Source organism: Streptomyces sp. 351MFTsu5.1 (assembly GCF_000383655.1).
GTDB classification, from domain to species: domain Bacteria; phylum Actinomycetota; class Actinomycetes; order Streptomycetales; family Streptomycetaceae; genus Streptomyces; species Streptomyces griseorubiginosus.
This window is the reverse complement of the sequence record NZ_KB911809.1, coordinates 21,578-33,473: the sequence shown is the minus strand read 5'-3', so window position 1 is coordinate 33,473 and position 11,896 is coordinate 21,578. Positions and strand designations below refer to the sequence as shown.

The following is an 11,896-nucleotide window of genomic DNA, read 5'->3' as shown; positions in this document are numbered from 1 at the left end:
ACGCACTCGTCGAGGAAGACCGAGTTGAGCAGGACGCGGGCGGCCGGGTTGAGGCCGAAGGAGATGTTGGACAGGCCCAGCGTGGTCTGCACGTCCGGGTGGCGGCGCTTGAGCTCACGGATCGCCTCGATGGTGGCGATGCCGTCCTTGCGGGACTCCTCCTGACCGGTGCAGATGGTGAAGGTCAGGGTGTCGATGAGGATGTCCGACTCGTGGATGCCCCAGTTCGTCGTCAGGTCCTCGATCAGCCGCTCGGCGATGGCGACCTTGGTCTGCGGGGTGCGGGCCTGGCCCTCCTCGTCGATGGTCAGCGCGATCAGCGCCGCCCCGTGCTCTTGGGCGAGCTTGGTGACCTTCGCGAAGCGGGACTCGGGGCCGTCGCCGTCCTCGTAGTTGACGGAGTTGATGACCGCGCGCCCGCCCAGCTTCTCCAGGCCGGCCTGGATGACGGGGACCTCGGTGGAGTCCAGCACGATCGGCAGGGTGGAGGCGGTGGCGAACCGGCCGGCCAGCTCCTGCATGTCGGCGACGCCGTCCCGGCCCACGTAGTCCACGCACAGGTCCAGCATGTGGGCGCCCTCGCGGATCTGCTCCCGGGCCATCTCCACACAGTCGTCCCAGCGGGCCTCCAGCATCGCCTCACGGAACTTCTTCGACCCGTTGGCATTGGTGCGCTCGCCGATCGCCAGGTACGAGGTGTCCTGACGGAAGGGGACCGTCTGGTAGAGGGAGGCGGCACCGGGCTCGGGCTGCGGGCTGCGCTCGGAAGGCGTGAGACCGCGGACCCGCTCGACCACCTGACGCAGATGCTCCGGCGTCGTACCGCAGCAGCCGCCCACCAACGACACTCCGTGGTCGCGGACGAACGCCTCCTGCGCGTCGGCCAGTTCGGCGGGGGTCAGAGGGTAGTGCGCTCCCTCCTTGCCGAGGACCGGCAGCCCCGCGTTCGGCATGCACGACAGCGGGACGCGGGAGTGCCGGGCGAGATAGCGCAGGTGCTCGCTCATCTCGGCCGGGCCGGTGGCGCAATTGAGGCCGACCATGTCGATGCCGAGCGGCTCCAGCGCGGTCAGCGCGGCACCGATCTCCGAACCGAGCAGCATGGTGCCGGTCGTCTCCACCGTCACCGAGCAGATCAGTGCAAGGTCCGCGCCGGTGGCCTCCAGGGCGCGTCGGGCGCCCAACAGGGCCGACTTGGTCTGGAGGAGGTCCTGGGTGGTCTCCACCAGCAGCGCGTCGGCGCCGCCCGCGATCAGACCCTCGGCATTGCGCTGGTAGGCGTCGCGGAGCACGGCGTAGGGGGCGTGGCCGAGGGTGGGGAGCTTGGTGCCGGGACCCATCGAGCCCAGCACCCAGCGCCGGCGGCCGTCCCGGGCTTCGAAGGCGTCGGCCGTCTCACGGGCGATGCGGGCACCGGCCTCGGACAGCTCGTGCACCCGCCCGGGGATGTCGTACTCCGCGAGGGCCGCGTGGTTCGCGCCGAAGGTGTTGGTCTCCACGCAGTCGACGCCCACCTCGAAGTACGCCTGGTGGACCGAGCGCACGATGTCCGGACGGGTGACGTTCAGGATCTCGTTGCAGCCCTCCAACTGCTGGAAGTCGTCGAGGGTCGGGTCCTGGGCCTGCAACATGGTGCCCATCGCACCGTCGGCCACCACCACTGTGGTGGCCAGCGCCTCACGCAGGAGCGCTCCGCGGGAGTCCGTCATCGTGTGCCGTCCAGAGCCGGGGCGAGTTCCTGGGCCGCCGCGGTGCCGTAGGCGCGCTCGGCCGTGGTCAGCAGGTGGTCGCGATCGATGCGGTACGACTGCGAGCCGACCGTCGACAGGGCGGTCGCCGCGACCACGCAGCCCAGGCGGGCCGCGGCGACCGGGGGCAGCTCGCGGGCAAGGGCGGCGAGGAAGCCGGCCCGGAACGCGTCGCCCACTCCGGTCGGGTCGGTGACCGGGGCGTCGGGGACGGCCGGGACGGTGAGCACGGGCAGGCCGGCGCGGTCGATCCGCACTCCTTCGGCGCTCAGGGTGGTGACCCAGGCGCCGACCCGGTCGAGGACCTCCTCACGGGTCCAGCCGGTGCGGGCGAGGAGCAGGCCGGCCTCGTACTCGTTGGTGAACAACCAGTGGGCGCCGTCCACCAGGTCGCGGACCCGGGGCCCGTCGAGCCGGGCGAGCTGCTGGGAGGGGTCGGCGGCGAAGGGCAGGCCGAGCTCCCGGCTCTGGTGGGTGTGACGGACCATCGCCTCCGGGTCGTTCGGGCCGACCAGGACCAGGTCCGGGCGTTGCCGCCCGTCGAGCACCCGGCGCAGGTCGATGTCGCGGGCCTCCTGCATGGCGCCCGCGTAGAACGACGCGATCTGGTTGGCGTCCTCGTCGGTGATGCACATGAAGCGTGCGGTGGCCCGCTCGCCGGAGACGTGGACGGCGGCGGTGTCGACGCCATGGGCCTTGAGCCAGATCTCGTACTCCGCGAAGTCGTCGCCCACCGCCCCGACGAGCAACGGGTCGAGCCCGAGACCGCCGAGGCCGTAGGCGATGTTGGCCGCGACCCCGCCCCGGCGCACCTCGAGCTCGTCGACGAGGAAGGACAGGGAGACACGGGCGAGCCGGTCGGGGATGAGCTGCTCCGTGAACCGGCCGGGGAAGACCATCAGATGGTCCGTGGCGATGGATCCTGTCACCGCGATACGCACATGAACTCCTCTGCTCCTGTGGACGGCTGGGGTCAGAGGGCCGCGGCGGCGCGCAGCGCGGCGACCCGGTCGGTCCGCTCCCAGGTGAACTCGGGCAGCTCGCGGCCGAAGTGGCCGTACGCGGCGGTCAGGGAGTAGATCGGGCGCAGCAGGTCGAGGTCGCGGATGATCGCGGCCGGACGCAGGTCGAAGACCTCGGTGACGGCCTTCTCGATCCGCGCCTGGGCGACGGTGGCGGTGCCGAAGGTCTCCACGAACAGACCGACCGGCTCGGCCTTGCCGATCGCGTACGCCACCTGGACCTCGCAGCGCGAGGCGAGTCCCGCGGCGACGACGTTCTTGGCGACCCAGCGCATCGCGTACGCCGCCGAACGGTCCACCTTGGACGGGTCCTTGCCCGAGAAGGCGCCACCGCCGTGCCGGGCGTAGCCGCCGTAGGTGTCGATGATGATCTTGCGACCGGTCAGGCCGGCGTCACCCATCGGGCCGCCGATCTCGAAGCGACCGGTCGGGTTGACCAGGAGACGGTAGTCGTCCGTCTCCAGTTTGATGCCGTCCTCGGCGAGTCGGTCGAGGACGTGGTCGACGACGTGGGTGCGGATGTCGGGGGCCAGCAGTGCGTCCAGGTCGATGCCCGGGGCGTGCTGGGAGGAGACCACCACCGTGTCCAGGCGGACCGGCCGGTTGCCCAGGTACTCGATGGTGACCTGGGTCTTTCCGTCGGGGCGCAGATAGGGGACCGTGCCGTCCCGGCGGACCTCGGAGAGGCGGCGGGAGAGGCGGTGGGCCAGTTCGATCGGCAGGGGCATCAGGGTGGGGGTCTCGTCGGTGGCGTAGCCGAACATCAGACCCTGGTCGCCCGCGCCCTGGCGGTCCAGCTCGTCGAGTTCTCCACCTGCGGCGGCACCCTCGACACGGTTCTCGTACGCCGTGTCGACGCCCTGCGCGATGTCGGGCGACTGCGCGCCGATGGACACCGAGACACCGCAGGAGGCTCCGTCGAAGCCCTTCGCCGAGGAGTCGTAGCCGATCTCCAGGATCTTCGCGCGGACGAGGGCGGCGATGTCGGCGTAGCCGGCCGTGGTCACCTCGCCGGCGAGGTGCACCTGGCCGGTGGTGATCAGGGTCTCGACGGCGACGCGTGAGGACGGGTCCTGTCGCAGGAGTTCGTCGAGGACGGCGTCGCTGATCTGGTCGGCGATCTTGTCGGGGTGGCCCTCGGTCACGGACTCCGAGGTGAACAGGCGGCGGGACATGTCTCTCCTGGGAAGGCGGTGGGATGTCGGTCGGGGCGGTGCGGGGCGCTCGCGGTCAGTCGGTGCCGCGGAAGATCCACGGGTCGGGCGCCTCGCACTCCTCACCGGCGAGCAGCGCGGGCCGGAGGAGGGCGCGGGCGGGCCCGTCGGGGGTGTGCGGGTCGGCGGCGTGCCGGACCGGGGCGGCCTCACCGAACGCCGGCCGGTCGAGGGCGGTCGCGGCGCGGGCGGCCTCAAGTGTGTCGATGCTCATCTCTGTCTGTCCTTCGGTGGTGTGTTGTCTCCGATCGGTTCGGTCGGCCGCCGCCCGGCGGGAGCCGCGTCCCGGGCGAGCAGAAGGTCCTCCAGGAAGCCGAGGGCCTTGAGGTGGTAGGCGCGGGCGGCCCAGCCGAGGCTGATGTTGTGCCCGGCGTCGGGCTGGCGGTCGACGGCCACCACGGGTGCGGCCAGGGGCTCGCGCAGGGCGGCCACGGCGTCGTCGTCGAACAGCCACCACTGCTCCTGCTCGGCGAAGGTGAAGCGGACCGGGACGCGCACCCGAGCGGCGATCCGCGGGTACATGCCGGGCCACGCCGGGCCTTCGTGCGCTTCCGTCTCCGGGACCGGGGACACCAGATGCCGGCCCTGCCGGAAGGCGTCCGGCGGATAGAGGCGCAGCGAGCCCCAGTGGCGGCGCCAGTCGCCGTGCCCGTTGCGGCCGGGCAGCTGGTCCGGGCGTACGGCGAGCCGGCTGCCGAGTCCGGAGACGTCCAGCCCGATCAGGGACCGGCCGCGCGCCTCGGCGGCCGCGGCGAGGGCGAGTTTGCCGCCGTTGGAGTGGGCGACGAGGAAGACTCCGGCGCCAGTGGCGTGGGTGGCGGCGAAGGCGGCGAGGCCGTCGTGCAGGGTGGCCGCCTGCTCGGCCAGGGCCTGACCGCGGGGCAGTACGGCGGCCGAGGCCCCGTATCCGGGCCGGTCCACGGCGAGGACGGTGTAGCCGAGCCGGGCGCCGAGGGCGAGGAGGGAGAGCTCGGGGCGAACCCGGCTGTCGAAGTACCCGGCTCGCATGCCGCCGCCGTGCACGGCGACGACCACGGCTCTCGGCGGGCCGGAGCGGGGTTCGGCGAGCAGGGCGGAGAGGGGGATACCGCCCGCGTCGAGGGTGACTGCGCGGACGGGGTCGCGGGGGTCGGCCCCGGTCGGGCCGCAGGGCGCGACGGTGAGCTGCTCGACCGCGCCGGTCACGGTCATCAGCGGGGTGAGTCGTCGCGCCAGCTGCGGGGGGTGCTCGGCCCGGTGCGGCGTTCGAGGCGGCGCCAGCCCGCGGTACGGCGGACGGCGTTGTCGGGGTCGTCCGCGGCACACTCCGACAGGGCCGCCGCGCGGGCCAGCAACACCGAGGTGAGTGCCGCCAGTTCGCATGCGTCGGGGCTGCCCCGCTCGATGCGCAGGAAGGTTTCGGTGGGAGAGGAGGGTGGCGTCACGTCGGCTCCTGGGACGGGAAACACGAACGCCGCGCGGGCTCGCCGGTCCACAGGCGGGGGAATCCAGGAGGACCGGCGAGCCCGCGCGGCGGGCTGAGGTGGGACGGTGGGGCGGGGGTCAGGCGGCCGTGGGGCCCAGCTGACCGACGAAGCGGGCGGTGAACAGGTCCGAGCCCTTGAACTCGGAGACCATCGTGGCCGGGGCCTGGAACGGCCCGTCGGGCGAGGGCAGCTGGCCGACGCCACCGTTGGGGCCGAGCGGCAGCAGGATCATCGGGAAGCCCAGCGGCTGGTACGTGGCCTCGGGCTGCTCGCCCTTGATCTGGGCGGTGATGTTCTTGGCGACCACCTCGGCGTGCTGCATCGCGAAGCCGGCCATCTTGGCCTCCTCGATGTCGGTGAGGTCGCCGATGGCGTACACGTGGTCGTGACCCTTGACATTGAGGGTGTCGGTCACGGGGACCTGGCCCTGCTCGGTGAGGGGGGTCAGCTTGCCGTCGGCGAGGTAGCCGCTGTTGATGGTCGTGCCGTAGGCGCGGTACCAGACGTCGGCGGTGATCTCGTCGCCGTCGGTGGTGGTGACGGTGAAGGCGCCGGCGCGGCCGGACTCGGTGGCCGGCTGGGCCGTCAGGCCGGTGCCGAGACGCACCTCGACGCCGAGCGCGTCGAGCTGACCGCGCAGGTCCTCGACCACCTCGGGCTTGAAGCCGGGCAGCAGTTCGCCGGCCGGGTCGACGATGGTGACCTTCTTGTCGGGCCAGACCTCCTTGATCTCACCGGCGAGTTCGAGGCCGACCGGGCCGGCGCCCAGGATCAGGACCTTCTGGGCCTGGAGCAGTTCCTTGTGCGAGGCGCGGAAGTCCTCCAGCGCCTCGGCGACGGAGTCGGCCGCGGGGTTTGCCGGGTAGGCGTAGCTGGAGCCGGTGGCGAGGACCACGTAGTCCGCCGCGACGTGCTCGCCCGAGCCCAGGGTGACACCGGTCGGGTCCACGGACACGGCGCGGTCGCGGATCACGCGGCCCTTCGTCAGCAGCGTCTCGAAGGGGAAGAACATGTTGGCCGCCCAGCCCGGCTGGGCCAGCGCGCGCAGCGATCCGGCCACGTTGGCGAACGCGTCCCGGGGGTCGATCAGGATCACGTCGGCCTCGGACTCCAGCGCCTTGGCGACCGCCGCGCCCCCGTAGCCTCCGCCGACGACGGCGACAGTACGACTCATGATTCACGCTCCACAAACGCAGGAATTCCATTGGGTTCGGATAACGAACGTAACTGATTCGTACTCCGAACCACAACACATATGGATTTCAAGAACTACAGATCTTTGTTAAGTATCTACAGGGATTCGTTAGTTCATGCTGCGAACTTTCGATGTTTACGTGCTATGCTCGGCCGGTGGCCAAAAACGATGACGGTCGGATGGGGCTGGTGGCCGCGCTCGTGCGGTCCTCGTTCCTGGTGAATGCCGTTTACGCCCAGGCGGGCCGGGAACACGGCCTCACGCCGCAGCAGGGCCAGCTGCTGTGCGTACTGATGGCACAGCCGTACGGCATGGGCGAGTTGTGCACGATGCTGGGGCTGGCCAAATCGAGCCTCACCGGTCTGGTCGACCGCACCGAGAACAACGGTCTGGTACGGCGTGAACCGGATCCGCGGGACAGCCGCGCGGTGCGGGTGGCGCTGACCTCGCGCGGCGCCCGGCTCGCCGACCGCTTCTACACCGAGGCCTGCCGCCGGATCGACCAGTTGCCGGCCGCCCTCGACGAGACCGAGCGCGACACGCTCGCCGGGCTGCTCGGCAGCGTCGTGCTGGACAACAAGGTTCCCGTGGTCTTCGTGGAACCCGACCAGGGCACCACCGCCGAGCGCTGAGGGCGGCCGCGCCGGCGAACCGCCCGGCGGGCGCTCAGGCCGCGTCGACCAGCCGCCTGGTGTAGGCGAAGGCCGCCGGTTCGAACTGCAGGGCCGCGTGCGAGCCCGCCGCATGCACGTCCCGCCAGATGCGCTGCATGGGATGCGAGGTGGCCTGTCCGCGGGTGCCGGTCACATGGAACAGGCGGTCCACCGCGCCCACGAGCAGCTCCACCGCGAGCGTGCTGTCCCGGTGGCTGCGCTCGGCCATGCCGACCTCGTCCAGCCCACCCCGGTCGGCGGTCTCGGCGACCCGCCCGAGCAGCAGGGCCGCCGCGTCGATCTCCCCCGCCGCACGGGTGTAGGCGATCCGGCTCGACTCCCGCGCCGCCGCGCGCGCTCCGCTCGGCGGCCGGCCGAGCTGCTCCTCGACCAGTCGCAGGGCGCCTCGGGCCGCGCCGAGGATCGGCGCGGCGAAGGTGAGTCCGTTCACCCCGAACAGCGGCGCGCGGTGCACATGGGCCCCCGCGTCCGCCCCGGCCGGCCGCCCCAGGCGCAGGTCGTCCCAGACGAACGACCGGTACTCCGGTACGAACGCCCGGTCCACGACCAGGGTGTGGCTGCCGGTGGCCCGCATGCCGAGGGTCGACCACGTCTCCTCATGGGTGAAGGAGTCCCTGGGCACGGCGAACACCCGGATCGAGCGGTCGCCCTCGCGCGGCGGCGCCGAACTCACCAGCGCCCAGTCGGCGAACTCGACCCCGCTGACGTAGAGCCAGGTACCGGAGAGCCGCCAGCCGCCTTCCACGGGCTCGGCCTCGGCGCCGGCCGCGACCATCGAGCTGACGACACGGGTCCCGGGGCCCTTGGCCCACACCTCCCGCTGCCCCTCGTCCGGGAGGTAGGCGGTGAAGCGGCCGTTGTACGACCACAGGGAGGCGATCCAGGCGGCGGACGTGCATCCCTCGCCGATCGCGGCGACGGCCCGCGTCACCTCGCCGAAGCCGGCACCGCTTCCCCCCTGCGCGAGGGGTGCGAAGCCGCCGGGGAACCCCGCCGCGGCCAGCGCCTCGACGGTCCCGGAACCCAGCCGCCCGTCCGCGTCGGCGGCCGCTGCCCCGCGTCCGGCCGCCTCCGCCGCCGCCGTGAGGGCCCCCGCGTCCTGCCAGGTCCCGCCGCTCATGACCGCTCCCGGATGTACTCGATCTCGCCGAAGTACAACTGCACCTCGACGCCCAGCGCGTCCAGCGGGGACGGCTCCTGCGGCCGGCTCAGGAACGCGCGGAAGCTCTCCTCGTCCCGCCACTGGGCGTACTTGACGACGTGCTCCCCGGTCAGGCCCCGGTGCACGGCATGGGAGACGTAGCCCGGCGTGGTCGCCAGTTCCTCGGGGTCGTGCGTCATCTCCTTGAGCACCTGCGCCTGGTCGCCGGGGGCCGACCTGACGACGATCACCACGGTGAACAAGGGCTCGTCGAGCGCGATACGGGGCGTGGGGTCCCAGGTGTGGACGACCTCGCAGGGGATGGTGTCGAGGCGGGAGACGTCCAGGGCGCTGCCGAGCCGGCCCTGGGTGGCCCGCTCGCTCAGGAAGGCGTCGTAGGCCTCCTTGCTCTCCCACTGCGCGTAGTTGACGACCGAGAGGCCGTCGAAGCCGCGGTGGAAGTTGCCCGAGACCAGACCCGGCTGGACGTTCGCCGGGGGCAGCGAGCGCCACTGGTCGAACAGCACCCGCTGCCCCTCGGGGCCGTCGGTGTGGAAGATGTTGAACAGCGTGAAACAGCCGTCCGCCACGCTGATGGAACTCATGCGGTCTCCCTGGAAGTCGCCGCGGGCCGGTACTGCCTGCCCGGGTGGCCGGTGGCCAGACGGTCCCCGCGGCCGAGGAACTTCTGGCGGAGCGTGCCCGGCTCGTACCGCGTCTTGTAGACACCGCGGCGCTGGAGTTCGGGCACGATCAGGTCGGTGAAGTCGTCGTAGGTGGACGGTGTGACGACATGGCCGAGGTTCAGGCCGTCCGTACCGGTCTCCGCGATCCACTCCTGGATGCCGTCGGCCACCTTCCTGGGCGAGCCGACGAGGACCGGCGGATGACCGAGCCCGAGCTTCTCCAGGATGTCCCGCACCGTCCAGTCCCCCTGGCCGAGGGACTCGGCGATGGACTGGACCGCGTGGTTGGGCACGACGTGCACCGGATCGTCCGGGCGGTAGGGCGACAGGTCGAAGCCCAGCCAGCCCGAGAACAGCGCGAGCATGCCGTCGGAGTCGATCCAGCTCTTGTAGTCGTCGTACCGGGCCCGCGCCTCGGTGTCGGTGTCGGCCGTGATGACCGTGCAGCCGCTGAACACCTTGATGTCCCGCGGTTCACGGCCGGCGGCGGCCGCGCGCGCCCGGATGTCGTCGACCTGCTTGCGCAGCCGGGAGGCCTCCGGGGCGGTGGCGAACACGGCCTCGGCGTGCCGAGCGGCGAACTCCTTGCCCCGCTCCGAGGTGCCCGCCTGGAACAGGAACGGGGTGCGCTGCGGGGACGGCTCGCACAGGTGGATCCCCGGCACCTTGAACCAGCGGCCCTCGTGGGCGATGGGATGGATCTTGGCCGGGTCCGCGTAGACGTCGTCGGCGCGGACCGCGTCGTCCTCCCAGGACCCCTCCCACAGCTTGTAGACGACCTCCAGGTACTCGTCCGCGATGTCGTAGCGCTCGTCGTGGCCCGTCTGCCGGTCCAGGCCCAGGTTGCGGGCGGCGCTGTCCAGGTACGAGGTGACCACGTTCCAGGCGACACGGCCGCCGGTGAGATGGTCCAGCGTCGACATCCGGCGGGCGAAGGGGTACGGGTGCTCGTAGGACGTCGAGCCGGTGACCGCGATGCCCAGGTGCTCGGTGACGTGCGCGATCGCGGAGACCAGCATCATCGGGTCGTTCACCGGCACCTGCGCGCCGCCGCGCAACGCCGCGTCCGGGGCTCCGCCGTACACGTCGTACGCCCCGAGGACGTCGGCGATGAACAGGCCGTCGAACAGGCCGCGTTCGAGGGTGCGCGCGAGATCGGTCCAGTACGACAGGTCCTTGTACCGGCGGCCCTGGCTGTCGGGGTGACGCCAGGTGCCCGGCGAGAGGTGGGTCGGGGTGTTCATGGCGAAAGCGGTGACGCGTATCTGCTGGTCCATGTCGGGTCCTCTCAGGCGGCGTAGGGGCGCCGGACGCGCGCGTCCCGGAGGGCGGCCGCCCACCAGTGGAGCTTTTCGAGCATGATCTTGGCGGGCACGGCGGCGTCGGGAGCGCGCAGCGAGCCGTCCTCGCCGACGTGCTGCCAGACGTTGTGGAAGCTGACCGTGTCCCGGATCGTCGTGGCGTGCAGTTCGGCGAAGACCTGACGCAGCTGCTCCACGGCACGCAGGCCGCCGGACAGGCCGCCGTAGGAGACGAAGCCGGCCGGCTTGGCGTACCACTGGGTGCGGTGCCAGTCGATCAGGTTCTTCAGGGGGGCGGTGAAGCTGTGGTTGTACTCGGGTGTGATCACGACGAACGCGTCGGCACGGTCGAGCCGTTCGGCGACGGAGGCCAGCAGTGCGGCCGACTCGCCGCCGGGGGCCTGCGTCAGGGTCATCGGCAGGTCGACGTCGGCCAGGTCCAGCACGTCGAGCTCGAACATGGCGCAGGACTCGGCCTCCTCGACGAACCAGCGCGCGACGGCCGGGCCCGTGCGGCCCTCGCGGGACGAACCGATGATCACGGCGAGCCGCAGTGTTTCCTCGGACATGACGTTCCTTCCTGTGCAGGGGCGGCAAACGGGTGCGGGGTGCGCGGTGGCACCCCGCACCGGTGTCGGCGGTCGGCCCGGCGGGTGTCAGGGGCGGCCGCCGTGGCGGATCGCGCGCATCTGCGCCACCCACTTGTCGGCGTCGTCGGCACGCTGCCGGAAGGAGTCGGCAGAGCCCTGGTGGGTGAAGATGTGCATCCGGTTCTCCTCGATCCCGGCGAGCGCGGCCTCGGCCACCTGCTCGGGTTCCAGAACCTCGGAGTGCTCCTTCAGCAGGGCCAGCTGCTCGTTGCTGCTGACACTGGCGGCCAGCATCGGGGTGTTGACCGCCTGCGGCATCAGGCAGGAGACGCCGATGCCCCGGTGGCCGTACTCGACGGCCAGGTACTCGGCGAAGGCCACGGCACCCTGTTTGGCGACCGCGTAGGGAGCCGCGCCGAACGCGGTGAGGACACCGCAGGCGGCGATGGTCTGGAGCAGATGTCCCCGACCGTTCTCCAGCATCGCCGGAAGCACCGCACGCGCCGCGTACACGTGCGACATCATGTTGACGATCATGGCGTTCTTCCAGTCCTCGTCCGAGGCGTCGAAGCTGCCGGTGACCGTGAGACCCGCGTTGGAGACGAACAGGTCGACATCGCCGAACCGTTCCCGGGCCCGCTCGACGAGCGCCTGGACGGAGGCCTCGTCGGCCACGTCGGCCCGCACCGCGATCGCCTTGTCGGCGCCGATGCCGGCGGCGACCTTCTCGGCGCCCTCGGCGTCGATGTCGGAGACGACGACCCCACGGGCGCCGGCGAGGGCCAGCTGCTCCGCGATCGCCTTGCCGATGCCGCTCGCGGCACCGGTGACAACGGCGACACTGCCTTCGATCCTCATG

General features: G+C 71.7%; 13 protein-coding genes. 1 reads left to right on the top strand and 12 read right to left on the bottom strand.

Features of this window, described 5'->3' with window-relative positions:
* The 7 genes from H295_RS0142190 to H295_RS0142160 form a co-directional block, all read right to left on the bottom strand.
* Positions 1-1,709, bottom strand: a 1,709-nt coding sequence (locus tag H295_RS0142190) for a homocysteine S-methyltransferase family protein (protein ID WP_020141402.1), incomplete at its 3' end; no start/stop codon positions are given.
* Positions 1,706-2,689 (bottom strand): carbohydrate kinase family protein, encoded by a 984-nt coding sequence (locus tag H295_RS0142185; RefSeq protein WP_020141401.1) that lies wholly within the window; start codon positions 2,687-2,689, stop codon positions 1,706-1,708. The genes H295_RS0142185 and H295_RS0142190, both read right to left, overlap by 4 nt.
* Positions 2,690-2,721: 32 nt before the next feature.
* The gene (gene metK / locus H295_RS0142180; RefSeq protein WP_020141400.1) at positions 2,722-3,945 is read right to left on the bottom strand and encodes a methionine adenosyltransferase; all 1,224 of its coding nucleotides are present in this window, start codon (positions 3,943-3,945) and stop codon (positions 2,722-2,724) included.
* A 55-nt stretch (positions 3,946-4,000) separates the two neighbouring features.
* Positions 4,001-4,198, bottom strand: coding sequence for a hypothetical protein (locus tag H295_RS0142175; protein WP_020141399.1), 198 nt, complete (start codon positions 4,196-4,198; stop codon positions 4,001-4,003).
* Complete coding sequence (locus H295_RS44550) at positions 4,195-5,175, bottom strand: alpha/beta hydrolase (RefSeq protein ID WP_020141398.1); 981 nt, start codon at positions 5,173-5,175, stop codon at positions 4,195-4,197. The genes H295_RS0142175 and H295_RS44550 overlap by 4 nt, the downstream gene beginning before the upstream one ends.
* Positions 5,175-5,408: an acyl-CoA carboxylase subunit epsilon gene (locus H295_RS0142165; RefSeq protein ID WP_020141397.1), complete on the bottom strand. Its 234-nt coding sequence runs from the start codon at positions 5,406-5,408 to the stop codon at positions 5,175-5,177. Before H295_RS0142165 ends, H295_RS44550 begins: the two co-directional genes overlap by 1 nt.
* A gap of 118 nt (positions 5,409-5,526) precedes the next feature.
* On the bottom strand, positions 5,527-6,624 hold the full coding sequence (locus H295_RS0142160) for an NAD(P)/FAD-dependent oxidoreductase (protein WP_020141396.1): 1,098 nt from the start codon (positions 6,622-6,624) through the stop codon (positions 5,527-5,529).
* 200 nt (positions 6,625-6,824) lie between these two features.
* Here H295_RS0142160 and H295_RS0142155 point away from each other — a divergent pair, with 200 nt between their 5' ends.
* Positions 6,825-7,277, top strand: a complete 453-nt coding sequence (locus tag H295_RS0142155; protein WP_020141395.1) for a MarR family winged helix-turn-helix transcriptional regulator — start codon at positions 6,825-6,827, stop codon at positions 7,275-7,277.
* 34 nt (positions 7,278-7,311) lie between these two features.
* Here the strand turns inward: H295_RS0142155 and H295_RS0142150 are convergent, their stop codons facing one another.
* From H295_RS0142150 to H295_RS0142130, 5 genes are all read right to left on the bottom strand, one after another.
* Positions 7,312-8,439 (bottom strand): acyl-CoA dehydrogenase family protein, encoded by a 1,128-nt coding sequence (locus H295_RS0142150; RefSeq protein WP_020141394.1) that lies wholly within the window; start codon positions 8,437-8,439, stop codon positions 7,312-7,314.
* The gene (locus H295_RS0142145) at positions 8,436-9,065 is read right to left on the bottom strand and encodes an antibiotic biosynthesis monooxygenase family protein (protein WP_020141393.1); all 630 of its coding nucleotides are present in this window, start codon (positions 9,063-9,065) and stop codon (positions 8,436-8,438) included. The genes H295_RS0142150 and H295_RS0142145 overlap by 4 nt, the downstream gene beginning before the upstream one ends.
* The gene (locus H295_RS0142140; RefSeq protein ID WP_020141392.1) at positions 9,062-10,423 is read right to left on the bottom strand and encodes an LLM class flavin-dependent oxidoreductase; all 1,362 of its coding nucleotides are present in this window, start codon (positions 10,421-10,423) and stop codon (positions 9,062-9,064) included. The genes H295_RS0142145 and H295_RS0142140 overlap by 4 nt, the downstream gene beginning before the upstream one ends.
* A gap of 11 nt (positions 10,424-10,434) precedes the next feature.
* Complete coding sequence (locus H295_RS0142135; protein ID WP_020141391.1) at positions 10,435-11,016, bottom strand: NADPH-dependent FMN reductase; 582 nt, start codon at positions 11,014-11,016, stop codon at positions 10,435-10,437.
* A gap of 87 nt (positions 11,017-11,103) precedes the next feature.
* Positions 11,104-11,895, bottom strand: a complete 792-nt coding sequence (locus tag H295_RS0142130; protein WP_020141390.1) for an SDR family oxidoreductase — start codon at positions 11,893-11,895, stop codon at positions 11,104-11,106.
* Position 11,896: the final 1 nt, after the last annotated feature.

Coding starts and splice junctions, on each gene's coding strand:
- H295_RS0142160 (WP_020141396.1), bottom strand. CDS start 6,624: ATGAGTCGTACTGTCGCCGTCGTCGGCGGAGGCTACGGGGGCGCGGCG.
- metK (WP_020141400.1), bottom strand. CDS start 3,945: ATGTCCCGCCGCCTGTTCACCTCGGAGTCCGTGACCGAGGGCCACCCC.
- H295_RS0142135 (WP_020141391.1), bottom strand. CDS start 11,016: ATGTCCGAGGAAACACTGCGGCTCGCCGTGATCATCGGTTCGTCCCGC.
- H295_RS44550 (WP_020141398.1), bottom strand. CDS start 5,175: ATGACCGTGACCGGCGCGGTCGAGCAGCTCACCGTCGCGCCCTGCGGC.
- H295_RS0142145 (WP_020141393.1), bottom strand. CDS start 9,065: ATGAGTTCCATCAGCGTGGCGGACGGCTGTTTCACGCTGTTCAACATC.
- H295_RS0142155 (WP_020141395.1), top strand. CDS start 6,825: ATGGGGCTGGTGGCCGCGCTCGTGCGGTCCTCGTTCCTGGTGAATGCC.
- H295_RS0142130 (WP_020141390.1), bottom strand. CDS start 11,895: ATGAGGATCGAAGGCAGTGTCGCCGTTGTCACCGGTGCCGCGAGCGGC.
- H295_RS0142140 (WP_020141392.1), bottom strand. CDS start 10,423: ATGGACCAGCAGATACGCGTCACCGCTTTCGCCATGAACACCCCGACC.
- H295_RS0142150 (WP_020141394.1), bottom strand. CDS start 8,439: ATGAGCGGCGGGACCTGGCAGGACGCGGGGGCCCTCACGGCGGCGGCG.
- H295_RS0142175 (WP_020141399.1), bottom strand. CDS start 4,198: ATGAGCATCGACACACTTGAGGCCGCCCGCGCCGCGACCGCCCTCGAC.